Genomic DNA, 25,558 nt, shown 5'->3' with positions numbered 1-25,558 from the left:
AAGAAAAGGGCGGCAGTTACAAGCTATTACAGCTCATAAAAGCGCCCTTTGGGATCAGATGTTTATTACTTCACACTTCGACTTAGATGCATTATTCGATTAGTTCTTGATCAAATCAAGAGTTTCGTCAAATAATTGCTTCTGGTCTTCAATCTTGTTTTCATTACCGATAACACAGCGCTGCTGCTGTTCCAATATGGCGGATACCACTTCCGCAAAACCTACAATGTCACTTTCTGTTGTGCTTAGCACTTCATCCCGTTCTTTCTGAAGATCGACTTCGGTGACATTAGACAGGTAACATTCCAGAGAGAATGATCCTTCGCCATAAGGCGTTCTTGGTGTATCGAGGTCCTGGATGGCGCCAATGATATATCTCGTCATTTCCCGTGTATCTGCTTTGAAATCCTTCAGGTATTGCGGCATCTCTTCATATACTTTGTATGTTTTTTCGAGATTCGGGTCGCGGTACGATGCTACATAACTGTCTCCGTTACGTCTGAAACCTGACATGCAGCCGTATGCTCCACCCTTGGCCCTGATATTGTTCCACAAGTAATCCAGAGATAGAATCCCCTGCAAGACACGCAGCGAGCCTGTGTACGAATACCCTTTATCGATAAAATTACCTGTTTGAACGACATATTGGACTTCAGATGGAGATCTGAATCCTTCTTTGTGATGCACAGGTGTAAATGCCTCTTTTTCTTTGGCAACGTCCTGGGTGAACAGCTTCGCTTTCAAATCGGATACCTGTTTCTCCAAGCCCGCATACCCCTGATCATCTGCAGTGTAACTTACAAGCAAGTTTTCCGGTCTAAAAATAAAGCTAGTCAACGATTGAAGGCTGGTCGACAGTTCTTCTTTTCTTGCCTCAAAGTTCGCTTGAAGCTCCTCAAGCCACTGGTAAAAAGCGATGCCGCTAACTGCTTCCCTGAAGTTTGCGACAGCCGAATGTTTAGAGGTAGAACGGCCAATTCCCGCTGAATGCCCTCCGCTGATCAGATTACGCTGCAAGTTGCCTTTCAACTGGGCAATAATTTCATATAAACGCTTCGAATCATCAAATTTGGACGTAAGCACAATTTCTTTGATCATGTCAAAAGCAAATCCAAGTTTGTCATACAGTACTTTGGCGTTGAATTCATACGTAGCCTTGAAATCACGGTGCTCATGCGCGTTTGCATACGTACCGATGCCACTATGAATGCCCCCCGAATGAATGTGAATTTCATTCGACAATTCATTAAATGAGAAATTCTGAGTGTCGACGTAACCGAGCACACTTTTCAGCAATCCAACATACGGCAGCAAACGCCGTGGGACTTCCTTAATATCGAACAACAGTCTCAGATAACCGATTCCATTCGTATAGATGTTATGGTGCAGTACCGTTGTACCTTCGACCTGATTTACCGTCTGATACAGCGTGGATGCTTTCGGTTCAATATCCTCTATCGACAACGTCGGAATCACCTGCTGTTGTTCCTTGGTTGACGGTGCATTCTGGTACTCGGCGAGAGCCTCGGTTCTCTGAATGAGCTGCTGAATCTCTTCCTGACTCAGTCCCGCCTGAACTGATTTCAGATGTGCTTTCAGTGCTTCCTCTTTGCGTGCGTTCAATCCTTTATCCGGCGTGACAGCAACGAAAGAAGTATGTGTATTTTTCAATAAATACGTATCAATCAACTTCTCAAAGTAACCCTCGGTCATCTTCGTTCTGAGCTCGGCGAATACGTCATTTGCTTCCAAATGAGTAAATGGCGCATCGACATCATACAGCCAGCTTTGCAATGAGGAGAAACCGTAGATTAATCCTTTGGGCATTCTTCCATAATCCGCTTCGCGGTGGTTGAACTCATAGGAATTGATACCTGCGAGCAGCGCTTTTGGATCAAAACCTTCCTTCACCACACGCTCAAGCACCTCTTTTACCGTCCCCAGAAAATCTTCTTTGCTTGCCAGATTACTCTTCTTCAATCCAACGGTAAACACGGGCTGATACAGGCTGTCATCATACGTACCATACACATCTTTTGCAATGCCCTTATCCAGCAAAGCCTGCTTTAAAACCGCTCCTGGAGCGTTAAGCAGTGCATACAGCAAAATTTGAAACGAGATGTTTAATTCCTTGTCCAGACTTGTTCCAATAACCGCATTATAGGTCAAAAAGCTGTTATCCACTTCTGATTCGGTACTTCCGGCAGAATATGTCTTAATTGCGTCCACTCTTTGTCCGAATGCAGGCTGGAGCTGAATGGCAGAATCAATCTCAATTCGATCATACTCACTCAGATAGTTTTCATCTAACCACTGCAATTTCTCTTCCATATCCATATCCCCATACAAATAAATGAAGCTATTGGACGGATGATAGTATCTGGAGTGGAAATCCAGCAAGCCTTGATACGTCAGATCGGGAATGGCATCGGGAAATCCGCCTGATTCACAGGAATATGTAGTATCCGGGAAAAGTGAATTCAGGACTTCTCTGCGCACAATCCGTTCCGGGGAAGAAAACGCACCCTTCATCTCGTTATATACAACGCCGTTATAGGTTAGCTCATCTTCAGCTGAGGTCAGGTTGTAATTCCAACCCTCCTGCAAAAATATTTTTTCATTATCATAAATATTTGTGTGGAGTACCGCATCCAGATAAATATCCATCAGGTTATGGAAGTCATGATCATTCCGGCTTGCAATCGGATAAATCGTTTTATCTGGATATGTCATCGCATTCAGAAATGTATTAAGAGAACCCTTTAGCAATTCAACAAAGGAATCCTTAGCCGGAAATTTCTTGGAGCCACAAAGTACGGAATGCTCTAGAATGTGAGCTACACCTGTATTGTCTTCCGGAGGAGTACGGAAACCGATACTGAACACTTTATTATCATCCTGATTGGATAAGAGTACAATTTTGGCTCCGGATTTCTGATGTTCCAGGAGATACGCATCTGACTTCAACTCTTCGATTCTGCGTTCCTGTAGCACCTTATAGGGCTTAAGCTGTTTCAACATGGGTCGAGTCCTCCGTCCATTAAATTGTTTAGTTTGTTATGCAACCTTGAGTTATTCAAGTTCAAAGTTAAAGGTAATTTATGCCTACGGATAGTATACACCATCGATCCTGGGTATTCATAATGGGCAGCCCCATAGGTGTCATCTGATATGTATTATCGTTTTTTAATGTTTATGAACTGAATGGTACAGCAGAAAGTCATAAACATTAAAATTTTCAAACAAAAAAAGATCGCATGAACAACTTGTTTAACAAGTGTCATGCGATCTTTTTTTAGGATGCCGAGGACCGGGATCGAACCGGTACGGTAGTCACCTACCGCAGGATTTTAAGACATGAGTTTTGAATGGTCTGAAATGGAACGACAGGCTAAAACACAGTAATAACAAGGCTTCAAGCTGTTCGTGTGTCGTTCTCATTTGGACTGGTTTCTATGGGTTGACCTACAGTCTGTCCCCAATTCGTCCCCAGCCCGTCCCCTGATTTATTCAAGCAAAACTGTGTGATCTAAAGACGGCGAGACCACTTTTACTAGAACAGGAGTTTTTATCCCTTGCGCAGAAACTAAAACCTGCGCAAGGGTTTTAGCTGCTTCTTGAGTAAGCGTCTGATGAACATCAATTTGGTGTGATCGCATGGTGAACGCCCCTTAGTTTCAGTTTACCCCCAGAGCTTTCCAGTGTTATAATCGTGGGAATACTGGCTACTGGAGGTCAATAAGTGGAAATCTCCCGAGGGAGATGTAGGCTTCTTGAACTCATTAACGCAAAGGGTTTAACTCAGACCGAGTATGCTAATCGATCTGGACGATCCCAGCGAATGATATCCCATTTTTGTAACAATACCCGTGTGATGCTGCCTGAAGATATGTATACTGCCGTGCTGTTATTGGGTTGTAAATGGGAAGATCTATATGAGTACAAAGTAAAGCGTGCATGAGGCGGTGTTACCGCACTCCCCTGGAAAAATTAGAACAATTTGTTCTAAACCAGATATGTAAATAATACCTTTTTCCTATGACATATGGTGTCGTAACATGTCGAACGTCCCGAAGGTAAAAGTTTACATCTCAGCACTTCACAAAACTACGAATTGAATTTATAAGAAAGATATACCTAACATTATAACGAGAACGTACGTTCCTGTACATATCAAACACATTGTCGAATACAAGCACAGTATAATATGAATCCAGCCGGATCAGCGTCGATAATTCGGATGTTTTTAGGTTGTTTCTGGTCATAAAAAAAACCGCCAAGTACTTTACCTGACGGATTTAATCTCATATAGAAGCTGCAGTAATAATCTCTTCAATCCTGATCCAGCTGTAATCCTCTTCGCCTCTTACAAGCTTGATTCTTCTGCTTGACTTATCAATAGCTGTGATAACGCCCCGCAACTCCTCGTCATCAAACGGATTAAATACAGTCAGCGTGATAGACCTGCATTCCTGATACGATTCAAAAATCGCCCGCTCTATAAGCTCTATTTCCTGATCGTCTAGGACGGGCTTTCCACGTTTCTCCTGCTTATCCATCTCATTAAGGTAAGCCTGCCGGTGTTCAGGAAGGATTATGCGAGATCCTTCAATGATCCCGTTACCCGCTAATTTGCTTGCCACAGTTCATCCCTCCTTAATATTGGGTCCAGTAATCAAGATTACCAGGTGGTGGTGTGTGATCGACCTTAGGTCGTTCACCCTCACGTTCCCAACCTTCCAAAATCACTATGTTAGACGTATCCGATTTGTCATCCCAATGTATGTATTCGGCGGCTATAAGAGCGTCCAAAGCAGCCATGACATCTGGCTTACGCTTCCCTGTTTAACCGTTAGCTCGTGAATTGTGGGAAACCTACGCCGTCCACCTTTGTAGTTGTATAATATCCGAAGGACTTTCCTGTGATAATCCGTTAACATGTAAATCACCTCTTCATTATTATATGCGAACATATGTTCTTTTATCAACAACAAAAATACCCAGTCATTTGGACCAGGTACATTTATAGTAGCACTCATGGGAGAGAGTAATAATAGATTACACCATTTTATGTAATTTTATTCTTAGTCGGTACACATATTACATACTTATCCTTACAATTTTCATGGAGTTCTGAAGCTTCTCCAAACAATGTGTTGATAAGTAATAAGCATAACCCCGAATCTATCCAATTAATATGAATAAAGGCGTTTGACAAGTATGGGTTCTTCCCTGGTGACCGCTGTACAGGATGGGTTACCACTCCTGCTGTCATTAAGTGAAGGAGTATTTTATTGAGTTATCGAAGTATTATAAAGTTCAAAAAAAATAGGTTAAGATTGGAGTTACAATAACAATGACTGAAGTTTATATGCGAACAAAAAAAGGTATTCCTGTTTATTTTGATCCCAATCATGAATATACTGCTTCGATACTTCCGAATCCTACACAGATTATCGTTGGTCCTAATTTCAAAACACTATCCTGTGATGAGCAAACGTTTATCATACACCATGAGGAAGGTCATTTAATCCATGGATTTACCCATCTCGCACCGCCTGAAAAGATGTTCGAAATAGAACATAATTGTGATCGTCATGCTTGCGAAAATACTAGTCTTAAAGCTGCATTAGGAGCTTTGGATAATATGATAGAACGCAATAAAAGGTTAAATTTTTCAACAGACCACTTGGATCAAAGAAGAGCTGAGCTTGAAAAGTTTTATTTGAAATGATTTAGAAATAATTTCAAAATTTCTCTCCATAACTTACTGCCTCAATCCTTGTAGCAAACAGCTATAATTGGGTTGAAGTGTTTTTATGTTTATCAGCCCTATGTTATTAGAAACGTCACCGGGACCCTTCTCACATTCAAATTATATATTTGAGCCTAAAATTGATGGTCACCGACTTATTTATTCTCAACAGTCCGGAGTGATCCGGTTATACACACGTCACAATAATGAATGTACTCGCCAGTATCCTGAGTTAGTCCTGCCGTTTGACTCAGACATTATCCTGGACGGCGAGGTTGCTTGCACCGATTCAGAGATAGGGCTTAACGACTTTGAAGCAGTTATGAGTAGGTTCAGCACGCGACAGCATTCTAAGGTTCAGCAGTTCACTAAGACGATTCCTGCCACATTCGCCATATTTGATATCCTGCATTACAGAGGCCAGGATCTGCGCAAGCTTCCACTCATGGAACGTAAAGTGATCCTACACAGCCTCTCCCTTCCTTCCTCTAACTTTGGAGTTGTGCCCCATATAGAAGGTGCCGGAGAGGATCTATTCGCTCAGATTGAAGCCATGGGTATGGAAGGTGTGGTCGGCAAGCGTAAGGATAGTCAGTACGTCAGCAGGCGTTCCAAAGACTGGCAGAAGGTCATCAACTGGTCTTATGCTGATGTTTATATTACTGGATACAAAAAGGCGGAATTCGGCTGGCTTGCTGCTGTGCCCGATCTGTCCGGCAAGCTGCGACCAGCAGGAATAATTGAGCACGGCCCGAATCAAAAGCACAAACAGGCATTTCGCGGTGTATGCCAGCAGCTCGTAACAGGCCAGGATAAGGATTTTGTGTATCTGCAACCAAAGATACAAGCTAGAGTGAAGATGAGGAACTGGACAAAATCCGGTTTGCTGCGTATTCCTGTGTTTGATCAATTTATTGTGTGATTATATATTGTAAGGACAATACAGGAGGTGCTTTGTATGTGCGGTAGATTTACAATCACTGACCCCATAGACGCTATCATGGACAGGTACTATACTTCCATTGCTGAAGGATTTCAGTACAAACCTAATTACAACGCCGCACCTATGCAATACATCCCGACGATTATCGGGAGCAAAGACGGTAATCGATTGGGTTCGCTCCGATGGGGTTTGGTACCCGTTTGGGCCAAGGATGACAAGATTGGGAATAAGATGATCAATGCCCGGGCTGAAACTCTTTCCGAAAAGCCAGCCTTTAAACGTCTGATCAGTTCCAAACGCTGCATCATTCCTACAAACGGTTTTTATGAGTGGCGTAAAGAAGGATCGGCTAAACAGCCAATGCGCATTTTAATGAAGGATGACAGCATCTTTTCACTGGCTGGCTTATATGATACCTGGACAGATCAGGACGGCAATAAACTGAGTACATGCACCATCATTACAACTGAACCGAATAGTCTAATGGAAGACATTCATAATCGAATGCCGGTTATACTGAGACCTGAGAATGAAGCTGAATGGCTCGGAAGGGATAATCAAGATCTTCAGTCGCTGCTTAGTTTACTGAAGCCATATCAAGCGTCTGAAATGCGAGCTTACGATGTGCCAAAGGAAATTGGCAATGTGCGTAATAATAACGAAGAATTATTAAAAATAGGTTAAAGAGTTATTAGCTTTATCGACTTATAAGGTCGGTAGAGCTTTTTTATTACATCTAACACTTAATTGAATATATAGTTATTATTGTTTAGACTACCCTTGTTAAATTTTGTATTATTAAATTTGAATAAAAATTAGGAGGACTTGTTTAAATGAAAAGAAAGATTAATTTATTTTTAATTCTAACACTGATTGTATCAGTATTTATCCCCTTATCATCTGTAAGTGCCTATACTGGTGGGTATGCTAATGGAAAAGATTCCATAATTATGATCCCTGATAACTACTTTATTACAAAACCGCATGATTCGAAAGTTGTAACGACATTAATTACTGATAACAACGAAACAACAGGAACCTTACTTCCCAAAAATAGAATGTTGATGATTGATTTAGGCACAGATAGAACAATTGATTCCTTTAAAATAAATAGTGATTTAAAAAGTATGAGAATTAGCTTTCAGGATAGATCTGTTGGTTACTTGCATGAGTTTACCCTTAATGGTGGTAGTGGGACACTTGAATCAATCCCTAACGGGAAGGTACTAAGTAAAGTAAGATACATCACTTTGTACACCATGTCTGGAGAAGAGATCAATATTAATGAACTCGACTTTTTTTATAGTAAAGATCCGGATTCTGTACCCGATCCTACAAATCCCACTGACCCAACAAATCCTACAGACCCAACAGACCCAAATGAACCTGTAGCAAATCGCGCAATTTTAGTTGTAACAATGACAATTGGACTAGAAAAAGAATATGATCTTCCAATGAGTGATGTAAATGCATTCCTCAACTGGTACGATACTCGTGATGCAGGAAATGGACCAGCTAAATTTGCCATCAATAAATACAGCAACAACAAAGGTCCATTCAGCAAGCGTACAGATTACGTGATATTCGATAAGATTTTGACGTTTGAAGTAAGTGAATATATGACCAATTAATGAGACGACTCTGTGCTAATGCACGGAGTCTTTTTCTACTCAGAAATATATGGAAATAGCCGCATAGGTCTGATAGACTAATTGAGTCAAATAGATCTAGATTTATTACATAGTTTTTGGAGGAGTAAATGGATAACTTAAGTGATATTTTCGGAAATGCGATCGGTTTTATAATGATTTTTTTGTTGTTTTACTTATCTTATTTGAGTTTTAAAACAATGGTCATTAATATCAAAGAAAAATTTAAACCAACTAGCAAATTAATGAGATGTGAATCGTGTAGACGAGAAATATCTACAACAGCTTATGTATGCCCACATTGTGGTCAACATTATGGTAGTTCAAGTGCTTTTAACTCTATACTAGCTTGCTTCTTCAGTGGCTTTTTTCTTTTACTCGGTGGTCTATATTGCCTAAGCCTATTTTTGGAGGAATACGGTTATGATATTTTTATTCTAAAGATGTTTAACTAAGGAGCCGAATAAGGCTCCTATTTTTGTACCCTAAACTCAAACGTATCACGAAAGTATCTCTTTCCCATGATCTTAATGGATACTGGGCTATACTCTTCTACTGATCCGCCATAGTCAATGATATGTTCTCGATCACCCAGGACATGCCAGACGGATATATGCCCCTGAGTCAAAGCTGCTGCGAGGAAATCCATATCTGTTTGTAATACTCTATATGTATTCATTCTCCACATCAATACATTTTTATAGAAAATTATACCTAGGTCTGATAGACTATGTTTTGTTGTTAATTATTACTATATCAGGAGGAATTCCATTGCGTAAAGTTACTTCTTTGTTATGTACACTATCAATTTTATTTTGTCTCATTGCACCTACAACGGATGCCGCTGAAACTAATCCAGTGAAACTTCTAGAAAAGAAATACCCCAGAGAACACGTAACTGTAAGTAAATCCATCGATTTAAATGGAGACAACAAAAAAGAACACTTATTGATTACCGACTCAAATAACTTTTATTTCATTAATTCTAAAGGTGTAATAGTACTTATAGATACAAACTACTATAACGAAGAAGATCCTACATTCCATATAATTAATATCTCCTCAAAAGAGAAGCATGTTGCTATAACGCTAGACTATCCGCCTTCAAACACTGAACTATTTGTTTTTAATTACCAGGATGGGACGCTTAAAAAGAAACTCTCCATTATTGGTGATGTAAGTATCAGGATATCTAAATCAGGTGAGATCAGACAAGCATGGAAGAATTATTTCCCTGAAGGTGGATGGGACACCGCTGTGGCCTTCTATAAGTGGAATAGTAAGAAGGATAAATATGTTGGTTCAGGAAAATTGTCACACTAAAGAATCTTCTTCAATTAAACAGTAAATCTTACTAGATGAAATGGAGTTTAAATTATGAAAAAAACTATAGCGTTAGTATTTCTGCTTGTATTAGTACTACCGGTTCAAGCATTCGCTTTTAATATGTCTAAGTCAGAAGTGGAAAAGTCCTATTTCGAAGACTACAATTCACAAGTGAGAGAAGTCAAAGCAGCTCTGAAAAAACTCGCTCCAACAGCATGTGCCAACGTAAAGGTCGCAGCAGAAAAATATAAAGTTTCTATTAACAAATATAAAGCAGTTGTGAAAAGTAAGGCATCGAAAGAAGTGATCGCAAAAGCCAAAGGACAAAGAGATTCAGACAAGAAGCTACTTGCATCCGCAAAAAAAGAATGCTCTCTGAATATTAAGGAAATTAAACAAGGGACAAATGCTCAACTAAAAGAGCTGAACACATATAAAGGCGAGCTAATACAACAGATTATTGATCACTACAATGGCAAAGATAAACTGAAAGAAAGTGATTTTAAGAATCAAGTTTACACTGGATTAAATTATATAGAAAAATCTTTTTCATCTATTCTCGAATCACTGAATACATTTGAGTAAACAAAGGTGGCAGGTTATTCCTGTCGCCTTTGTTTTATTCTTAATATATTCCTTAATTGCTTATAAATTTCCAATATAGTATTTTCAACACTAATATTTTACATGTAAATCATTTACAACAATAAAGTATATATGGTATATTTAACCATGGTTGGCCAACCGTCACATGTAAGAGGTTATTCGACATCTTTAAGTTCAAATAAATCACACAAACAGAATCTCTATTTTATTGGTTCTAGTATATTTGGGAGGTTTGAATATGAAAAGATTAAGAAAATTCTCTATTTCTGTTATGGCAACCGCTTGTTTATTGGCATTTGGTTCAAGTTCTGCATTCGCTAAAACCGGTTGGGCTGATACCTTTGAGACAGCAGAAGTGATGTACTCAAGTGTTAATCAGAATTCTGGATTTAGCGCAACACAGTATTTAGATAGCATGAGTGATAATGATTATTATGTCATCGACAACACAAATGGCTCATCTGAAATCACATATAGCGTTATTGCGACTCCACCGGCTAATTTCGATATCGTTATGGGTGTTATTAAAATGGATGCAAGCGGTGCGATCCTATCCATTCAAATGGATAACTGGAATGGACCTGGATACGCTGAGGCAATTGGTTGGAATGCTAAGCCAGGTGAGAAAGTTTACTTCAGAATCATGGATAACGGCATTAACAACTACAACGAACCTTATACAATTCAATTCACAAAAACTAGCTAAATAATAGTATAGTAGTTTTTCAAATGGCTCCCCCGCTTAATTTGCAGGAGGGCCATTTTTATATGTAGTATTTTGTCGGCGAGATGAGAACAGCGATAAATTCAATTTGCGGATACCCCGGAGTCTGCACCAGCAATTGGTGGAACGGGCCGCAGCAAAAAGGGTTTCGCTAAATCAGTACTGTCTATACAAATTGAGTAGATAAGAAAACGATCCAGTCCTCATTTTTAGGATTGGATCGTTTTCTTATGAAAAAAATTATTATCTCCTCGAATTCCTTTTAGGAATGTCGAAATTTTTAACGATAATGTCTGTAATGAGTTTTACTGAGTAAAAAGAGCCTAATGACATATACCAAAAGAAGTAAAACCAAATCGTTACACCTATGGAAGCTAATATCTTAAAAGGTGCTGGCGGCAAAGCCGTAATAACAATAGACAGGATAACAACTATCAAACCATACGAAATTTGACTTTTCAGACTTGTATACAAACTTTTCTGAAACGATGGGAAAAATTCTCTTAGTCGGGAGAACGCCGGGCTTTCTTGAAGAGTTATTATAAGAGTCAGGAACACTCCGGTCACGCCAATAACTATAGAAGCAAAACTTACTACGTTGCTCGCTACAGTTCTTGCATTTGTGAGCAGGCCGAAGTAATGCAAAATACCCGATAACATACCAAGTCCGACACAAATCAAAATCGAATGTTTGATCCAAGTGTCTTCCAGTTTCTCGAATAATTTTCCTGACATTTTTTTGTCTTCGGCCAAATTCTTCACCTCGTATTATTAGACTATTCCCAGGACTCTCCTGATATCCGATCTACGTGTAATATATTTTTCAAGCATTTTTCCGTGGAGAAACTCATGTCCAATAGTCTTTCTTGGTTCAATCTCAACAGAAAATCTATCTGTCATTCTGGGCTCTATAAGGTTAATTACCTCAATCGGAGCTTCTTCATCCTCTTTCATTGTTAACTCAATTTTTGGTCTTTGATCAGAAGGAATATTCTGAAACTCCTTTAGAACTTCTCTTACAGCCTCTTCGTCTAAGCTAGCTGTTTTCTCAGCGACTCCAAGTGATACAGTAATATCAATGTTAATGCCTTGCATCTTAAACAGTGTACGTCTTGCATCACTAATCAGGCTATCGCCGTTAAGGGCAGCATCGAGGGAAATATCAGAACCTTTGATTCGTAGTTTCCTATAATAATCTGCTTGGAGAGCCGATTTTAGCTTGGTATGATCGAGGATTGGAGTTAGCCTAACTGCCAAAATTTCATCATCATCATCATAACCCTTCTCGTCCAAGAATTTTAAACGCATCTCTGTAAGATACTGCTCAATTTGAATAGTGCTTAATCCATATAGGTTTGATTGTACCATTACAACATTGTGTACATCATCATATATTATCGTTACAAAGTGACCTATAAATTCATCATCTTCTAGCATTATTTCTTCTTTAATCTTCCCGATCTTCTTCTTGGATGGGATATTCGTATCGACCAGTTTGGAAAGTTGAAAACCATAGGTCTTATATTTCTCGGTGTAAATGATGGAACCCGGTTCAAGTTCTCCGCGTTCGTCTCCAAGTAGAACAGATGTATCAAAATTTTCTTTATTGGAATCAAGAAAATTTAAAAACTCCGTCATATCCCAAAGATCTGCTGAGGAGAAAGTAATATCCTCTTGATCAGCCTCAGCAATCTGTTTTTTAAATGCTTCTTTTGCCGGAACCAATTTAACCTCAAAGTAATTAAATCTAACATATTTTCTCGCCATCAAAAAACCTCCTTTTATTAACCTACAATATTCAACAAAAAGAGGCATTTTCCTGCAAACCTATATCTTTTTACCTAAGATAAAAGTACTATCTCAACAAAATATAGGAACATATGTTCTATTATATAAGAAACGGCTGCATCTGTAAATAGAATTAAAATCAAGAGGGCTTCACCAGCAATATGCCAGTGAAGCCCTCTTTACCGATGCTTTCGGATTTGATTCCATATTACTCTAATCTCCATTATGCTTCAATCTTTTTTAACAACCGACTTAGAACAATCGCCGTTTCTTCCCTCGTAATTTGCGCACCTGGACGTGTCCCATCAAAATACCCATTAGCTGTCACCTCTGCCCATGCTGCTTCTGCCCACTTGCTCGGGACGTTAATATCTCTTTCTTGTGCCACTGTCGTTCCCTCCTTCACGGTTTTATCTGACGTGTTAAATAGGTCAAGCTCAGCCTGCCTGCGGCGCACCAGTCCAGTCAGTACTGTTCCGCTGGACTTTATTGTACTTGGTGATGTTGGACGCAATCTGAGCGACAGTACGGCCGTTACACAACGTCTTGAGATTGCCAACACCACAGTTGTAACAGAAGCTCACCAATGCGTCGAATTGGTTCTGTGTAAGCTGATCGAGTACGGGTACGTAAGCCTTGTTGTTAACGTAATTTAAACTATAAAAAAAAAAGAAAACCCCTTATGTATCAAGGAGTTTCCTTTTTCTTAGGATGCCGAGGACCGGGATCGAACCGGTACGGTAGTCACCTACCGCAGGATTTTAAGTCCTGTGCGTCTGCCAATTCCGCCACCCCGGCATGGGTATGTATTTCTTGGCGACAAGAAATATCTTACCATGAAATTTATAGCTTTGCAATACCTTAACATAAAATAATCCAAAAAAAATGAAACAGGCACTGCCAGCGTTAGCGAGCAGTGCCTAGAAAGTTCGAGTTGCGGTCCCGAACTTTCTTTAAACCATCTATATTAAGGGAGGTGTGAAATAAGAATACCCCCCTAACATTAAAGAAACCTAAAATCAGGCTTAAATTAAACTAAAAAAGAAGAATAGGTGCAATTCGGGCCGCCTCTTCCTCGCTGCATTCCACAACTACCAGGATATGCCCCTGTACCAGCCAATCTTCATAGTAATTAGCATCCTCTTCGGAGACACCTGCTTCGGTTAAGGTAAGCACCAGATCATCCGTCTCACTTCCAATCTCGTTGCCTGCAAGTTTGCGTACCGCTTTTCCAATAGACATCGTCTGATCCATCCGCTTGCCCAGACCAGCCAGTACCCCTTTAAGCACGCCTAAAGCTCCATCTGTTCCTGCACCCTTCAGAGGCAGCGGCAAACTAGTTTTCTCACTTACCATTTCGAGATTGACCTGTTCTTTGGCTACTGCGCCCAAATATTTATCTGCTATGCCTTCCTCTTTCAATTTATTCAGCATGATAATGGCTTCGTGCTCCGTGCGTACAAGTCCGATCAGCAATTGTGTCATTATGCGTCCCCTCCTTTTACCCTTATATAACCCCTGGCTGCTTCTTCAAAAACGGAAAACATGTAATAAGTCCTTACACCTATGTAAATATAATTTCTGATCTGGAAATCTATACCTAGTTCTGATAGACTATATAAAGAAGACAAATTAACCATTGAAATTATTGACATATCGAATTACTATTCCATAACCAGGAGCAATGACATATGAAAAAAGAGGTAGAAATTGCCATTCGGCGCAAACAACAAATTATCGTCCGTAATACAAGTGGGCAAACGGTAACTGGATTTCCGGAACGTACAGCCGATACTTCCATTCTTTCCTTACGGACCGTCCACGGAAGCCTGTGGATTCCATTCGACGAAGTGGAACAAGTCACTCGTTTGTTAACTATCCGCTCTCATCATTTAAGTGGAATGCAGTTGTGTACAGCTGATCTGTAAACAGGGAACAAGCACTTCATGTATGTATACGTGAACTAGACGTGTTTATTTCGTCATTCATAAAATAAAACCAGACGCATCAACGTCTGGTTTTATTTTGCCTTTTACGGTATGCCACACTCTTTCAAAGCCCCAGGGCATATCTGTATCGATTACTTTCACATTCACAGCGTGTCGTTATTTCACCACAAACTTTACTCGAGTTCCATCCGGATATGTACTTAGTTGGTTTCCCACCCATGAGCCTGCACCACGATTATCTTTGGGACTAATATATTGGATATCCGCACCCGCTCCGCCTTCTGCACACATCGCCATAGGCCATTCATCCCGATCTTTCCCCTTCTTGACCGGAACACCTTTGAGAGATAAATCCCGATTACCTTCAGCTCCACTGCGATCAATGGTGCATACATCCGAATGTCCTGCCTTGATTGCTGTCTTGATATGATTGGCCGTTTCGGGATAGCGCTCTGCCGGGAATGTGATAGTATGATCTACACTCCCCTTGCTTCCCCCAAATTGGGACGGTATGTCCAGAGACCATTCTCCCCCAACCCATGCATAGAGAGCTACCATTAACATGGCCACCAGCGTCAATATCTGTTTTTTAAATCGTTGCCTGCCCTTGCTCTTTCTGCTTCTGCGTCTTTTACTCATGCTGTTTCTCCCCCATTCAACACTTGCATTATACCAGAACGCCAGTTCGCTAAACAATATAAAAAACATAAAAAAAACAGCCGACACTTCACGGCTGTTCTGCATAGACTATCCCACGTTAGGAATCGCCTGTTGTCGAAGTAAAGGCAAGGTTACCTCAAACTTCGTTCCTTTTCCCTCGATACTCTCCACCGAAATTTGACCGTCCATCAATTCGAGCAACTCTTTGCAGATGGTGAGTCCAAGTCCGCTGCCGCCAAATTTGCGTGCATGAGAGATGTCTGTCTGCGTGAATGCTTCAAACAATTGATTGATTTTATTGTCCGCAATACCAATTCCGGTGTCTTGTATAGTGAATACCAGAATAACGGTATCTCCTCGCCGCTCCTCAACATCCATCTGTAATTGCACTTCACCTTGTTCCGTGAATTTAATGGCGTTACTGAGCAGGTTATCCAACACTTGTCGGAGACGCAGAGGATCACCCGTGAGTACATCAGGAGTAGTCAGATCCGCATGACAGAGCAAACGAATTTGTTTATTCTGCGCCGCAGGTTCATGCGTTTTAATAATCTGTTGAATCAGCTTCAGCGGCTGAAATTCAATTTGTTCCACTCTCATTTTCCCTCTGCCCAGCTTGGCCATATCAAGACTATTGTTGACAATGTTCAGAAGAGCCTCCCCTGACTGACGCGCAAGCTCCAGGTACTCTTTCTGCTCCTCACTGTTGTCACCCATGCCGACAAGTTCGATCATGCCCATAATCCCGTTAAGTGGTGTGCGAAGTTCATGGTTTAACTTCCCAATGAACTCCAGCTGTCCCCTACTGTTCATTTCTGTCAGCGAAGCTGCCATCCGCAACTGCTGCTCAGCATATTTCCGCTCTGAAATATCGTATTGAATCCCTACAAAAAACAAACATTCCCCTGAATCATCGAAAATAGGATCAATATTCAGTTCATTCCAGAATTTCTGTCCATGCTTCGTATAGTTCAGAATCTCCGTCTTGATTGACTGCTGCTTATTCAACGCTTCGCGGATATGCTGTACGGTTTCCGGGTCCGTATCCGGCCCTTGCAGGAACCGACAATTCTGTCCAATCGACTCTTCTGCACTATATCCGGTTAATTCACTAAAATATTCATTTACATACATTAGCGGAAAATCAGGCAAGGTGGCATCGACTACGGTCACGGAAGATTTAATTTTAGAGATAATAAATTCCCATTGTATAGCGAGTTGATTGTATTTAGTCATGCTTCCTCCTTCATCTCACCAAACTTTGTTGTATTCATACTCCTTATTCAGCTATCGATAACCCGATGGTATGTGATTATATAAAAACAATATAATTAATTGTAACATAGTTATTCAAGTCATGTGTTCCTTGGGTAATATCTGATAAATACATTCACAAATACTTATCATGTCATCAGGAGGGTCACTTATGAAATTTTTATTAATCGTCATTATTATTATTTTGCTTGTTTTCTTTTTCACAAGACGTAAACGTTAATTTTAATCCGGTCATGTAAATGAGGAAGGAAGATCGGGTATGCGAACCCTCTTTTTTATATTCATGACACTTTGTATCATTAATCTGTGCTTCCCGAAATTTGGCTGGTACTTGCGTTATGGCTGGATTTCCCGGGGAGAAGCTGAGCCCAGCAGACCATATATGGCGATGACCAGAATGACCAGTCTGTTGATGCTGCTTATCGCTTTTACGCTCGTTGTGGCTTGAATTATAGAAATCAGAATGGCAGCTGTCTCTTGGGACAGCTGCTTTTTGCTGCTTCAATGACGGGAAAATGACAACTTTGTTTGTGGTGCGTTTGCAACGATCCCCGTAATATATAATTATCGTTGTGGAAAGGACACCTTAGCATGAACATCGCATTTTATCCATATTGGGCTGCCAAAACGCTGCTTTCTCTCATTAATGTTATATATATCATGGTTATCACGACGTTTATTTACGGTCAGACCGGGTCTGTCCTTTACGCTGCGTTGTTTCCGTTCATTCAAATGTCAGCGCGTATCGTCGCAGGGTTTACTGCACCACTGCTTGTGAACCGTTTCGCATTCTCCAAGCTGATTATTAGCATTCCTTTAGCCAAAACTTTGATGATTACCGGAATCGCCATTGCATTTACCGATCTCACTGCACACATTCCTCTCCTGCTTGTGGGAACAGCGATCCTCTCGTTCCTGGATGGATGGGAATCTCCATTAATAAACACATTAACTCCACGATTGGTTCAAGGAGAAGATCTGGTGAAGGCGAATAGTTTTCTCTCGTTCTCTACTCAGACCGTGACGATCATTGGATATGCGATGACAGGATTCATCGTTATGCACTGGGGCGCTTCACAAACATTCTGGGCGGCTACAAGCTTATCCTGGGCTGTCCTGCTGCTAATGATTACGATCAGTTCACTTACCCACGATATTCAGGAGAAAGTCGAGAAATCCACTTCCAGATGGGATGTATTAAGGGAAGGTTGGCTTATTCTTTGGAAAAATCGGTCGTTGCGCCTGATAACGTTCATGGACCTGGTTGAAGGACTTGCTGGCTCCATCTGGATCGGCGCTATCACGCTTGCTTTTGTGAAAGAAGCTTTGGGCCAAGAGGAAGGTTGGTGGGGACTTATCAACTCCAGCTATTCTGCCGGCACCATTCTCGGGGGGATTTTGGCCATTGCCCTGGCCTCTCGTATACAGAAGCACCTGATCTCCAGTATGGCCATAGGTTCTCTTCTCTTCAGCTTGCTGACCATCGCATACGGTTTAAACAGTCTTCCTTGGCTTGCTCTGGTATTGTGTGTGCTTATGGGTCCTGTTTATCAGATCCGCGATATTGCACAGCAAACTGCTTTTCAGAGTAGTGTGCCCGTCGAATTTTTGTCCAAGGTATACGCAGCGCATGGGATTGTTCTATCCACTGCCATGAGCATATCTACGGTAGTCTTCGGTCTGATCGCTGACCAAATGGGGGTTCGGCTGGTGTATTTGATTGGCGGTGCCTTATTCATCATTTCCTCCCTTTGCTCTTTCCGGTTAAATCGAATAAAAGAGTAAATGATTGAATCAAAAAAAGACGAGCACACATCTGCTCGTCTCCGCTGCTTCCGAATATCATCGGAGCAGCCATTTTATTCTCAATCCAATCGGTAATCTGTCAACGGTTTGCCCTGTTTATAATACAACGCTGGTGACAGTATATTGAAGAAAATATGCACATCAGGCAAATCCGCTTCTTCCAAAATAACCTGCATTGAGGAAGCAATCCGATTATGAATCTCCTGATCACGTTGGAACATCAAGATCTCTACTGAAGCCGGAGAAGGAGTAAGGGCTTGTACGTCATGACGTTCTGCCTTCATTCTCTCCCGCGGAATATTGGTAATTAACGCAAATTGCTCCGTGATACGGGGTACAACTTCCTCCAGTTGCGGTCCTGTGAATCCTTTAAAACGAATAAACGGCATTGCTATCCCTTCAATCTCTATTATTAGTCTCTTATGTGATTTTAAGCACATTGTTTTCGGTTGTCAAATCTCTTTCATCATATCATTTTTTTCATAGAAACGCAGAAAAGCCCCGCTGAAGTCTCAGCGGAGCATTCACGTAACCATCATCTCACTTTGTTCTACAGTGGCTTACAGCCAGAAAGATTTAGTGATGATTACGAGCAGGATGAAGAGTACGAGAATTGCGCTTGTGGAAGTCCATCCGCCAAATCCACCAACATTGCCGCCACAACCGTATCCAACTTGACTCATTTGATTGGCCTCCTTTAAATTTCAAGGTATGCCATAACATATGTTGATTCGAATAAGAATGACCGGGCTATACGGCAAGCTAACCGGCCCAATCATTGTGTATTCTGTCAGTTGAATGATGCCAAAGGAATGACTTGAATGTTCACATGATTTCCTGATACTTCACGATAGAGGTCTGCTGTATTTTGCTTCTCCAGGACAATCAAACGAGTACGCGTATCGTTTCTGGACGCCAAGACCACTTGACCATCCGGGGCAATGCAATAGGCGATTGGTATTGAAATTTCACTGTCACGATATGAACCGTCCGCATGACTGGTCCCCATAACAATGCATTGATTTTGTATCGCCATCCACCGTGCTTCTTCAATCCACTCTATATACTGCTCTTCACTGAACATCCCCACACCAATGGAATGCATAATGATATCCACTCTGCCAATATTCTCATTGCGAAATCCTTGCAGCACCAGTTCGTCACATAACAATGTGCTTATGGTCCAGTCCTGTTCCTTAACGACCTCAGCAGCGGTATACTTGGCTTTCTCCAATACAGTCTCCCCAGCTTTGTTAATGATGATGGCACGGTCCTTGGGACGTTCATCCAACCTGCGATGACCTGACACAATCATCGTTCCATATACAGCCGCCAGACGTCTAGTCTCTTCCACATTCTGATTCAAGTAGCCCTCAGGAAAGAGTAACACATCCACTTCTGGATGTTGTTTCAATTCCGCCTCCAGCTGCAGCAATTGTTGTTCCAACCTGGGTTGTCCAATAATAATCTTCAACGTTTATCCCCCATTCATGAAAAAAACCGGTTCATACCTGTATCAGGTACGAAACCGGCTTAAAGGCTGCTGTACAGGCAGGATTCCTGCTCATCACACTTCGCTTCAAGAGTAATTGTCTTTGGAATAACGCTAATCTAACAATTACTTTTACAGTTTAAATGATATGTAGTTAGGAGTTTCTGTGTTCAATTCTATCATAAATCTCCTGCCCGTCATAACCTCGATCTGTAGCTATATCTTTCGCAAAAAGTACCATATCGCCAGCCGCAGCTGAATTCGTGCCCAACGCTCCCACAACCGCCGCAAGTGGATAAAGCAAAATGGTCAGAACCTTCTTCATGTACTCATCTCCTCTTCCGTATACAGGAAATTTTTGTGTGATCATCCTAATAATACGATGAAGAGAAGTAAGTTTCAATATTTTATAGTCATTCGAAGCTTTTCAGCAAATCCATTGCCTCTTCATGATCAGGTTCCAAAACCAGTACTTTCCGCGTGTAAGCCAGTGTTTCTTCTTCCAGTTCAAGTTCATAACAACACACGGCCAAGTCATACAGCACCGCTGAGTCCTGTTTACTCGAATCAGCATCTAACGACAGCTCCAGAAACCGCTTGGCGTCCTCATACATGTACATCCCATATAACAACTGACCTGCAAGGAATGCCACATCTCCTAGCCGCTCCATTACATAATATGAAGACCACATGATGTGGATTCCAGACTGAATATCAAGCATTTCCTCATCGCTTGCATCCGGTAGAAGGTTCGAAATTCGGTTGGCACTATGAATCAAAAACTCAGCATCATATCCGCCCAGACGCCAGAACGGTATAATCTGCTTCAGTTCCATTCGCTCTACCTGATGATCCATCCATTCTTTCATACTAAAGAAATCATCGGGTCCAAAACGTTCAACAAATCGGTGATACGCCAGCCGTGTGTTCACGTACCCTAACGGTTCGTCCACCATCAACATACATCCAACGTTCAGATCCTTGTAATGATGTGTTGTAAAGCGAGTGTGGGCTCCTTGCCCTTCCAATACATATTGAATGGCATGATAATTCGCCGTTAAAGAAAAACTCCCATGAAGTACGAATTCAGGCGGCTCAGCAAACTTCCAGTTGTCCAGTCGATGGTCCCCTTTGTCCGCAGTAATCAACACATATCCCGACTCAGATAACTTGTTTAATCGTTCGAGACAGGACAGACCGATTGCCGGGAACATAATGTGCGAATCCTCCAACTCTTCCTTGTACAGAGCGATAAGCCCTTGATAGGGATAGTCTTCTGCACTGTACTCAGGTGCACGGCGGTATTCATAACTCAGTATCATGTTTTGCAGTAACTCGGCAGGCTCCGAATGAAGAGGAGATTTTGGAGATTGGACGAGTACGTCACACTCATATATCTCACCCTCACCGACATAAATTAATTCCTGTGGAATGCTGTCAAAAAAGTAATTGGCAATCAACAGCAAAGGTTGCTTCAGATCGCCTGGTCGAATAACTGTATCCGCCACTACCAGATCCAACTCAGTGTCCTGTATCGCGTCAAAACGTGCAAAATCCAGTATTCCTTGGTCAATAAAGGATTGCATAGACGGATGCTCTCTCCAGCCCAATACATTATCTTCGACCAGATCGGTCATTACATATCGAAAAGCAGGCAGCTCCACGCCTGCAAAATCTTTCAACTCTGTCAGTTTGAGCAGAATTTGGTGAGCCAAGCGGCCTACGCCCGCTCCAAGTTCCAGAATGATCACCGTCTCAGCCGTCTTTCCTTTGTTGGCGAGATCTTGAAGAAAACCAAAAATCATCTCTGCATACGCCGTTGCAATCATGGGGTTACTCGTAATATATTGCGGAACCTGATTCTCGGTCCAAGCGTGCAGTCCTTTCTGTTCATAGTATGCCCGCTGCCAGTCCCATACCGGAGCTTCACTGAAGCGGAATCGTTGTCCTTCGTTTTGCATCATTGGTTGAAAACCTGCTTTCCATTCATAATTTCATCGACTTTTTGGACTTACAATTCCATGCACTCATAGACCGTTCCCTTAATCTCTAACGCATTATATCATAAACGATGCCTGATCCAATGAAGTGCTAAACCGCACTCCTGTAAAATAGAAAAAACCTACCTTTCTCAAGGTAGGCCATATTCGTTAATACATTTATGCTTCATTTATAACGAACTGTTGGCAAGGGCGCTCAAAGTTTAGTCCGAATACAAGACTCCATCAAAGTTCTCTGGACCTACACGAATCGTACCCAGCAAGTTAGAGCTGACGAATGCAGTGTACGTCAATTGAGGTGTGACTGGTGGATTGAAATCATCCGCAGAGAACGTAATGATCTGAGGAGCCAGAATGCTCAAGCTGAACGTAGACGTTGCAGAATAGATGACAGGGTCCGTTGCCAAGGTTCCTCTGACAATCGTTATCGTTATTCCAACGAGGGCCAAGGGAAGTTGAACTGAAACGGTTCCTTTGAATTGCACCCTCGGATTAGCACCAATACCCGCGCTAGTTACAAGTCCAATCTGGCCAAATAATTGTGGCGTATTAGTAACAAGAATCGGTATTGCAATGGAGTTCGCCAAACTAGCATTCTGGGACGTTCTCGCATCAATAAATTGGCTCATGAAATCTACCTCCTATTGTTTGGAATATGATAGTATATGTGAGATTTCCTATATGGCATGGACAGACACTGATATTCTGAAAAAAGGGCACACTAAAAAGACACTGCCCGTATTGCTACGGCAGTGCCTCTATCGTTTATCTTTCAAATTTTGCAAAGTAGCGGCTTCAATCTGATCGAATATACTATCTTCAATTTTGGATATTCGTCATTTTAGAATAACTATTCAAGTTTATGCTCGTTTTTCTCCAATTTCTCTTTTAATAATCGAATCTCTTGTTTCAAACCTGAGATTTCCTCTCTTAAACCAGATCTTTTTATTGCCATAGAAAACACAGCATATAAAATCAGACCAACCAAACCAATGAAAATAAATATAGTTAAAATCCCTACAAAACTGACAGCACTAGCACCATTCATAACTTTAAGTTGTCACCACCTTTACAACATATATTTTAACAATGATACCATATATTTATGGTATCAGTTTCGTTTGCAAGTTCGTTCACATGAGCCTGTCAAAGAAAGCTCCGTAGCATTGTGCCAACAGAGCTTTCTTACCGTTGTTTATTTGAAATATTCTCATCATAACTTGGAATTCATCAACTTCCAAAATAAACGTCCAATTTTCCAGTGGGCGGTGTGGTTGCCATCCAAACTGCTGCTAAATTATCGGGAGCATACGTTGTAGCGGTGATATAATCACCAATTAATACTGTAGGTGTAGAGGAATTGCCATTAGGATTAAATGAAGTCGTCGTGAGTCTGCGATTTGCGAAGGTTGCTCCTCCGTCAAACGATTCAGCCACAAACACATCTAAAAGAAACCCGTCAATTTGATTGGAATAATAAATAACCCTTACAGTTCCTGTGAATGGCGATACGGTGATGGAGGGGAAGAAATTTTGTGACCCAGCAGGTGCTCCGGTAATGCTAACGGGATCTGACCATAGAAGCCCATCCGGTGAACTGCATAGGAAAATGTCGGTGTATCCATTCCGCGCATCATTCCATGTTGCATAGACTGTCCCACTAAAGGTTCCATTGGATATGTCAGCTCCCAAGCCCAGGTTCGTCTGAACTCGAAAAGCATAATTCGTGACAGGTAAGGGAGATGGTGCAGGCACAACAGAAGCGATCAACGTGGATTGTTGTTGAATAGGTGGCTGAAACGTAGCCCCTCCATCGTACGAGATGCGAAGTAAAGCGTACGGACTGTCCGGACCCGTAGTAATATAACCTGCATATACCTCACCTGTAAAACCTATAGCTATAGCACTTCTATCATGAAAACCTCTCGGGCTTGAAATTCGGCTTGGAGTCTGCCACGTTGTACCCTGATCTAATGATCTCTGCAAAAAAATGGACGATGCCAAGGTAGCGAGAGGTGTGTACCCCACATACGCGTTGCCCCGATAAGGACTTCCAGGTGTTCGATCCACTGCAATATACGGTTCATCATTATGAACGATAAGACCATATCCCCTGTTCACAAACACGGGAGGAGTCCAAGTCACCCCATCATCTAGGGACGTGTAACTAATAATTGTACCGTCATTATCACCGTTAAATATATGGACTGTCACTATGAACGTACTCGGAAATGTGTAATCAATGGTTGGTGCTTCGGCGCCAGCATATCCGGCAGGTTGCTGCAAAATTGTCGTTGTCCATGTCTGCCCAGTATCAATTGAACGGTAAAACCCAATGAGCGTAGGGCCTGTACTTGTATCTACTGCAACCGCACACATGATATTGGGAAGCAATTCGTTGGTAGCTATAGAAGGTTCGAACTGATTTCCACCAAGTGCTCCTGTAATATTTACAACGGGCAAACCACTCACCTCCAATTCGTAAGTTAAGGAATATTCGTAAATCGGTCAACCCATATCATTTCAGACTGTAAAACGCGTTGAATAATCTCACCCGTAGAATCAATGCCGTACACATGAATGATCGTACTCGTAGCACTAAAGTAGTCCGCTTGGACTTCATAAAAAGCTGCACCATTCAGCGCATAAATCAAGGTCCGAGAAGCTTGAGGTCCTAATTGAAATAAATCGTGCCCAATTGGAATTCTGGCATTCTGAGTAGTGTCCCACTTAAACGCTTCAATCTCGATATTCACAGGAATATTAAGTGAATCATTTAAACAAGTTACAAGAATCTGAGTAGCCATACTTGCACCTGTTGGTGAATTGTAAATCAATCCTGTAGAGTTTGGCAATCGAACCATCCCTCCTCTTTGAACCGCAAATTAACTACACTATTTGTACGCGCCTATCATTTAAAGTAGTACCGGTTCTTTGTTAAAGGAGAACACAATAAAAAAGCCTTGATAAAACAGCAAAGAATGATGATGATCACCATCGGGCTTTTGCAGGCTTGTTCCAGGCTCAGTTAGTATTTATTTTGAGTTTGTAACAATAGAAAAAAACCCTTGCTACGCAAGGGTTTTGAGAGAATGGGCCCTACAGGACTCGAACCTGTGACCAATCGGTTATGAGCCGACCGCTCTAACCAACTGAGCTAAGGGCCCTGAACAAAAATGTATAACGTTCAGATGATGGCTGTGAATCATCCAGTAAAACTAAATTGCGGGGGCAGGATTTGAACCTGCGGCCTTCGGGTTATGAGCCCGACGAGCTACCGGGCTGCTCCACCCCGCGTCAGTAAGAAATATTAAAACAGCGACTTAATTAATATACACCATACCTACCCATTAAGTCAAGGGGTAATGTTTAGGGGATAAAGCGTACACCATATCTCCCCTTTTTTGAACGATATACTTCCACTTCAGCCGGCTCGTTATGGCCATAAATCCACCCATCCTGCTCCATCCGTTTTGCAAGACACCCTGCCTGAAATTTGGTTGCATACAATTTGCTGAAATATACCCAGTGCATTCCACTCGTCCTTTCTTTAAGTCATCATTTATCCCTGCTTTTGTAGAATAC

Annotated in this window: 29 protein-coding genes, 3 tRNA genes and 1 pseudogene; 11 read left to right on the top strand and 22 right to left on the bottom strand. The window is 41.5% G+C overall.

Annotated elements, in window-relative coordinates:
- Positions 1 to 99: 99 nt before the first annotated feature.
- The gene (locus MHB84_RS22335) at positions 100 to 3,021 is read right to left on the bottom strand and encodes an insulinase family protein (protein ID WP_076288175.1); all 2,922 of its coding nucleotides are present in this window, start codon (positions 3,019 to 3,021) and stop codon (positions 100 to 102) included.
- A 1,283-nt stretch (positions 3,022 to 4,304) separates the two neighbouring features.
- Positions 4,305 to 4,643, bottom strand: a complete 339-nt coding sequence (locus tag MHB84_RS22330) for a YolD-like family protein (RefSeq protein WP_076288173.1) — start codon at positions 4,641 to 4,643, stop codon at positions 4,305 to 4,307.
- A 713-nt stretch (positions 4,644 to 5,356) separates the two neighbouring features.
- Between MHB84_RS22330 and MHB84_RS22325 the strand changes: the two genes are divergently transcribed.
- From MHB84_RS22325 to MHB84_RS22290, 8 genes and pseudogenes are all read left to right on the top strand, one after another.
- Positions 5,357 to 5,734, top strand: coding sequence for a hypothetical protein (locus tag MHB84_RS22325; RefSeq protein ID WP_076288172.1), 378 nt, complete (start codon positions 5,357 to 5,359; stop codon positions 5,732 to 5,734).
- 85 nt (positions 5,735 to 5,819) lie between these two features.
- Positions 5,820 to 6,677, top strand: a complete 858-nt coding sequence (locus MHB84_RS22320) for an ATP-dependent DNA ligase (protein ID WP_076288171.1) — start codon at positions 5,820 to 5,822, stop codon at positions 6,675 to 6,677.
- 36 nt (positions 6,678 to 6,713) lie between these two features.
- Positions 6,714 to 7,382, top strand: a complete 669-nt coding sequence (locus MHB84_RS22315) for an SOS response-associated peptidase (RefSeq protein WP_076288170.1) — start codon at positions 6,714 to 6,716, stop codon at positions 7,380 to 7,382.
- Positions 7,383 to 7,531: 149 nt separating this feature from the next.
- The gene (locus MHB84_RS22310) at positions 7,532 to 8,329 is read left to right on the top strand and encodes a hypothetical protein (RefSeq protein WP_076288169.1); all 798 of its coding nucleotides are present in this window, start codon (positions 7,532 to 7,534) and stop codon (positions 8,327 to 8,329) included.
- A gap of 789 nt (positions 8,330 to 9,118) precedes the next feature.
- Positions 9,119 to 9,670 (top strand): hypothetical protein, encoded by a 552-nt coding sequence (locus tag MHB84_RS22305; RefSeq protein WP_076288166.1) that lies wholly within the window; start codon positions 9,119 to 9,121, stop codon positions 9,668 to 9,670.
- Positions 9,671 to 9,724: 54 nt separating this feature from the next.
- Positions 9,725 to 10,258: a hypothetical protein gene (locus MHB84_RS22300; protein ID WP_076288165.1), complete on the top strand. Its 534-nt coding sequence runs from the start codon at positions 9,725 to 9,727 to the stop codon at positions 10,256 to 10,258.
- 259 nt (positions 10,259 to 10,517) lie between these two features.
- The gene (locus MHB84_RS22295; RefSeq protein WP_076288164.1) at positions 10,518 to 10,985 is read left to right on the top strand and encodes a hypothetical protein; all 468 of its coding nucleotides are present in this window, start codon (positions 10,518 to 10,520) and stop codon (positions 10,983 to 10,985) included.
- Positions 10,986 to 11,088: 103 nt separating this feature from the next.
- Positions 11,089 to 11,190: pseudogene (locus tag MHB84_RS22290) on the top strand (toxin-antitoxin system HicB family antitoxin); the annotation flags it as partial.
- A 56-nt stretch (positions 11,191 to 11,246) separates the two neighbouring features.
- Here MHB84_RS22290 and MHB84_RS22285 read toward each other — a convergent pair.
- The 6 genes from MHB84_RS22285 to MHB84_RS22260 form a co-directional block, all read right to left on the bottom strand.
- Positions 11,247 to 11,756 carry a hypothetical protein gene (locus MHB84_RS22285; protein ID WP_256716756.1) on the bottom strand — a complete coding sequence of 170 codons (510 nt, stop codon included), beginning with the start codon at positions 11,754 to 11,756 and terminating at the stop codon, positions 11,247 to 11,249.
- Between the two features lie 18 nt (positions 11,757 to 11,774).
- Positions 11,775 to 12,770 (bottom strand): DUF6731 family protein, encoded by a 996-nt coding sequence (locus MHB84_RS22280; protein ID WP_076288162.1) that lies wholly within the window; start codon positions 12,768 to 12,770, stop codon positions 11,775 to 11,777.
- 244 nt (positions 12,771 to 13,014) lie between these two features.
- The gene (locus MHB84_RS22275; RefSeq protein WP_179087132.1) at positions 13,015 to 13,179 is read right to left on the bottom strand and encodes a hypothetical protein; all 165 of its coding nucleotides are present in this window, start codon (positions 13,177 to 13,179) and stop codon (positions 13,015 to 13,017) included.
- 49 nt (positions 13,180 to 13,228) lie between these two features.
- Complete coding sequence (locus MHB84_RS31435) at positions 13,229 to 13,375, bottom strand: hypothetical protein (RefSeq protein ID WP_445322137.1); 147 nt, start codon at positions 13,373 to 13,375, stop codon at positions 13,229 to 13,231.
- A 128-nt stretch (positions 13,376 to 13,503) separates the two neighbouring features.
- A tRNA-Leu gene (locus tag MHB84_RS22265) sits at positions 13,504 to 13,589 on the bottom strand.
- 237 nt (positions 13,590 to 13,826) lie between these two features.
- On the bottom strand, positions 13,827 to 14,276 hold the full coding sequence (locus tag MHB84_RS22260) for a general stress protein (protein ID WP_076288161.1): 450 nt from the start codon (positions 14,274 to 14,276) through the stop codon (positions 13,827 to 13,829).
- Between the two features lie 206 nt (positions 14,277 to 14,482).
- On the opposite strand from MHB84_RS22260, the gene MHB84_RS22255 reads away from it, so the two are divergent.
- A complete protein-coding gene (locus tag MHB84_RS22255) occupies positions 14,483 to 14,719 on the top strand; it encodes a hypothetical protein (protein ID WP_076288160.1) in 237 nt (78 codons plus the stop codon).
- Between the two features lie 177 nt (positions 14,720 to 14,896).
- Here MHB84_RS22255 and MHB84_RS22250 read toward each other — a convergent pair whose 3' ends face one another.
- Both MHB84_RS22250 and MHB84_RS22245 read right to left on the bottom strand, forming a co-directional pair.
- Complete coding sequence (locus tag MHB84_RS22250; protein ID WP_083678812.1) at positions 14,897 to 15,379, bottom strand: NucA/NucB deoxyribonuclease domain-containing protein; 483 nt, start codon at positions 15,377 to 15,379, stop codon at positions 14,897 to 14,899.
- A 108-nt stretch (positions 15,380 to 15,487) separates the two neighbouring features.
- Complete coding sequence (locus MHB84_RS22245; RefSeq protein WP_076288159.1) at positions 15,488 to 16,636, bottom strand: sensor histidine kinase; 1,149 nt, start codon at positions 16,634 to 16,636, stop codon at positions 15,488 to 15,490.
- 298 nt (positions 16,637 to 16,934) lie between these two features.
- Between MHB84_RS22245 and MHB84_RS22240 the strand changes: the two genes are divergently transcribed.
- Both MHB84_RS22240 and MHB84_RS22235 read left to right on the top strand, forming a co-directional pair.
- On the top strand, positions 16,935 to 17,123 hold the full coding sequence (locus tag MHB84_RS22240; RefSeq protein WP_053784205.1) for a DUF6199 family natural product biosynthesis protein: 189 nt from the start codon (positions 16,935 to 16,937) through the stop codon (positions 17,121 to 17,123).
- A 143-nt stretch (positions 17,124 to 17,266) separates the two neighbouring features.
- Positions 17,267 to 18,460, top strand: coding sequence for an MFS transporter (locus tag MHB84_RS22235; protein ID WP_076288158.1), 1,194 nt, complete (start codon positions 17,267 to 17,269; stop codon positions 18,458 to 18,460).
- An 80-nt stretch (positions 18,461 to 18,540) separates the two neighbouring features.
- Here MHB84_RS22235 and MHB84_RS22230 read toward each other — a convergent pair whose 3' ends face one another.
- The 12 genes from MHB84_RS22230 to MHB84_RS22175 all read right to left on the bottom strand — a co-directional run bounded on the left by MHB84_RS22230 (position 18,541) and on the right by MHB84_RS22175 (position 25,507).
- The gene (locus tag MHB84_RS22230) at positions 18,541 to 18,870 is read right to left on the bottom strand and encodes a DUF1904 family protein (RefSeq protein ID WP_063567881.1); all 330 of its coding nucleotides are present in this window, start codon (positions 18,868 to 18,870) and stop codon (positions 18,541 to 18,543) included.
- A gap of 171 nt (positions 18,871 to 19,041) precedes the next feature.
- Positions 19,042 to 19,164 carry a sporulation protein YjcZ gene (locus MHB84_RS22225; RefSeq protein WP_083678795.1) on the bottom strand — a complete coding sequence of 41 codons (123 nt, stop codon included), beginning with the start codon at positions 19,162 to 19,164 and terminating at the stop codon, positions 19,042 to 19,044.
- A gap of 107 nt (positions 19,165 to 19,271) precedes the next feature.
- The gene (locus MHB84_RS22220) at positions 19,272 to 19,955 is read right to left on the bottom strand and encodes a hypothetical protein (RefSeq protein ID WP_179087131.1); all 684 of its coding nucleotides are present in this window, start codon (positions 19,953 to 19,955) and stop codon (positions 19,272 to 19,274) included.
- Between the two features lie 172 nt (positions 19,956 to 20,127).
- Positions 20,128 to 20,298, bottom strand: a complete 171-nt coding sequence (locus MHB84_RS22215) for a hypothetical protein (protein WP_175383144.1) — start codon at positions 20,296 to 20,298, stop codon at positions 20,128 to 20,130.
- An 88-nt stretch (positions 20,299 to 20,386) separates the two neighbouring features.
- On the bottom strand, positions 20,387 to 21,937 hold the full coding sequence (locus MHB84_RS22210; RefSeq protein WP_076288157.1) for a hypothetical protein: 1,551 nt from the start codon (positions 21,935 to 21,937) through the stop codon (positions 20,387 to 20,389).
- A gap of 239 nt (positions 21,938 to 22,176) precedes the next feature.
- Complete coding sequence (locus MHB84_RS22205; RefSeq protein ID WP_076288156.1) at positions 22,177 to 22,602, bottom strand: hypothetical protein; 426 nt, start codon at positions 22,600 to 22,602, stop codon at positions 22,177 to 22,179.
- Positions 22,603 to 22,823: 221 nt separating this feature from the next.
- Positions 22,824 to 23,021 (bottom strand): hypothetical protein, encoded by a 198-nt coding sequence (locus MHB84_RS22200; RefSeq protein ID WP_076288155.1) that lies wholly within the window; start codon positions 23,019 to 23,021, stop codon positions 22,824 to 22,826.
- Between the two features lie 182 nt (positions 23,022 to 23,203).
- Positions 23,204 to 24,436 carry a sialidase family protein gene (locus tag MHB84_RS22195; protein WP_076288154.1) on the bottom strand — a complete coding sequence of 411 codons (1,233 nt, stop codon included), beginning with the start codon at positions 24,434 to 24,436 and terminating at the stop codon, positions 23,204 to 23,206.
- Between the two features lie 23 nt (positions 24,437 to 24,459).
- Entirely contained in the window at positions 24,460 to 24,828 is a 369-nt protein-coding gene (locus tag MHB84_RS22190) for a hypothetical protein (RefSeq protein ID WP_076288153.1), read from the bottom strand.
- Between the two features lie 238 nt (positions 24,829 to 25,066).
- Positions 25,067 to 25,140, bottom strand: a tRNA-Ile gene (locus MHB84_RS22185).
- 56 nt (positions 25,141 to 25,196) lie between these two features.
- A tRNA-Met gene (locus MHB84_RS22180) sits at positions 25,197 to 25,270 on the bottom strand.
- A 72-nt stretch (positions 25,271 to 25,342) separates the two neighbouring features.
- Entirely contained in the window at positions 25,343 to 25,507 is a 165-nt protein-coding gene (locus tag MHB84_RS22175; protein ID WP_167666091.1) for a hypothetical protein, read from the bottom strand.
- Positions 25,508 to 25,558: the final 51 nt, after the last annotated feature.

The organism is Paenibacillus sp. FSL F4-0087 (assembly GCF_038020215.1).
In the GTDB taxonomy this organism is placed as follows: domain Bacteria; phylum Bacillota; class Bacilli; order Paenibacillales; family Paenibacillaceae; genus Paenibacillus; species Paenibacillus taichungensis.
Note: the sequence above shows the minus strand (reverse complement) of the source record. Positions and strands in the feature narration are given on the sequence as shown.

Excerpts from the sequence above, each read along its gene's own strand:
- MHB84_RS22335 (WP_076288175.1), bottom strand. The coding sequence starts at position 3,021 with ATGTTGAAACAGCTTAAGCCCTATAAGGTGCTACAGGAACGCAGAATC.
- MHB84_RS22325 (WP_076288172.1), top strand. The coding sequence starts at position 5,357 with ATGACTGAAGTTTATATGCGAACAAAAAAAGGTATTCCTGTTTATTTT.
- MHB84_RS22320 (WP_076288171.1), top strand. The coding sequence starts at position 5,820 with ATGTTTATCAGCCCTATGTTATTAGAAACGTCACCGGGACCCTTCTCA.
- MHB84_RS22315 (WP_076288170.1), top strand. The coding sequence starts at position 6,714 with ATGTGCGGTAGATTTACAATCACTGACCCCATAGACGCTATCATGGAC.
- MHB84_RS22310 (WP_076288169.1), top strand. The coding sequence starts at position 7,532 with ATGAAAAGAAAGATTAATTTATTTTTAATTCTAACACTGATTGTATCA.
- MHB84_RS22300 (WP_076288165.1), top strand. The coding sequence starts at position 9,725 with ATGAAAAAAACTATAGCGTTAGTATTTCTGCTTGTATTAGTACTACCG.
- MHB84_RS22295 (WP_076288164.1), top strand. The coding sequence starts at position 10,518 with ATGAAAAGATTAAGAAAATTCTCTATTTCTGTTATGGCAACCGCTTGT.
- MHB84_RS22280 (WP_076288162.1), bottom strand. The coding sequence starts at position 12,770 with ATGGCGAGAAAATATGTTAGATTTAATTACTTTGAGGTTAAATTGGTT.
- MHB84_RS22260 (WP_076288161.1), bottom strand. The coding sequence starts at position 14,276 with ATGACACAATTGCTGATCGGACTTGTACGCACGGAGCACGAAGCCATT.
- MHB84_RS22255 (WP_076288160.1), top strand. The coding sequence starts at position 14,483 with ATGAAAAAAGAGGTAGAAATTGCCATTCGGCGCAAACAACAAATTATC.
- MHB84_RS22250 (WP_083678812.1), bottom strand. The coding sequence starts at position 15,379 with ATGAGTAAAAGACGCAGAAGCAGAAAGAGCAAGGGCAGGCAACGATTT.
- MHB84_RS22245 (WP_076288159.1), bottom strand. The coding sequence starts at position 16,636 with ATGACTAAATACAATCAACTCGCTATACAATGGGAATTTATTATCTCT.
- MHB84_RS22240 (WP_053784205.1), top strand. The coding sequence starts at position 16,935 with ATGCGAACCCTCTTTTTTATATTCATGACACTTTGTATCATTAATCTG.
- MHB84_RS22235 (WP_076288158.1), top strand. The coding sequence starts at position 17,267 with ATGAACATCGCATTTTATCCATATTGGGCTGCCAAAACGCTGCTTTCT.
- MHB84_RS22230 (WP_063567881.1), bottom strand. The coding sequence starts at position 18,870 with ATGCCGTTTATTCGTTTTAAAGGATTCACAGGACCGCAACTGGAGGAA.
- MHB84_RS22225 (WP_083678795.1), bottom strand. The coding sequence starts at position 19,164 with ATGAGTCAAGTTGGATACGGTTGTGGCGGCAATGTTGGTGGATTTGGC.
- MHB84_RS22215 (WP_175383144.1), bottom strand. The coding sequence starts at position 20,298 with ATGAAGAAGGTTCTGACCATTTTGCTTTATCCACTTGCGGCGGTTGTG.
- MHB84_RS22210 (WP_076288157.1), bottom strand. The coding sequence starts at position 21,937 with ATGATGCAAAACGAAGGACAACGATTCCGCTTCAGTGAAGCTCCGGTA.
- MHB84_RS22205 (WP_076288156.1), bottom strand. The coding sequence starts at position 22,602 with ATGAGCCAATTTATTGATGCGAGAACGTCCCAGAATGCTAGTTTGGCG.
- MHB84_RS22200 (WP_076288155.1), bottom strand. The coding sequence starts at position 23,021 with ATGAATGGTGCTAGTGCTGTCAGTTTTGTAGGGATTTTAACTATATTT.
- MHB84_RS22175 (WP_167666091.1), bottom strand. The coding sequence starts at position 25,507 with ATGCACTGGGTATATTTCAGCAAATTGTATGCAACCAAATTTCAGGCA.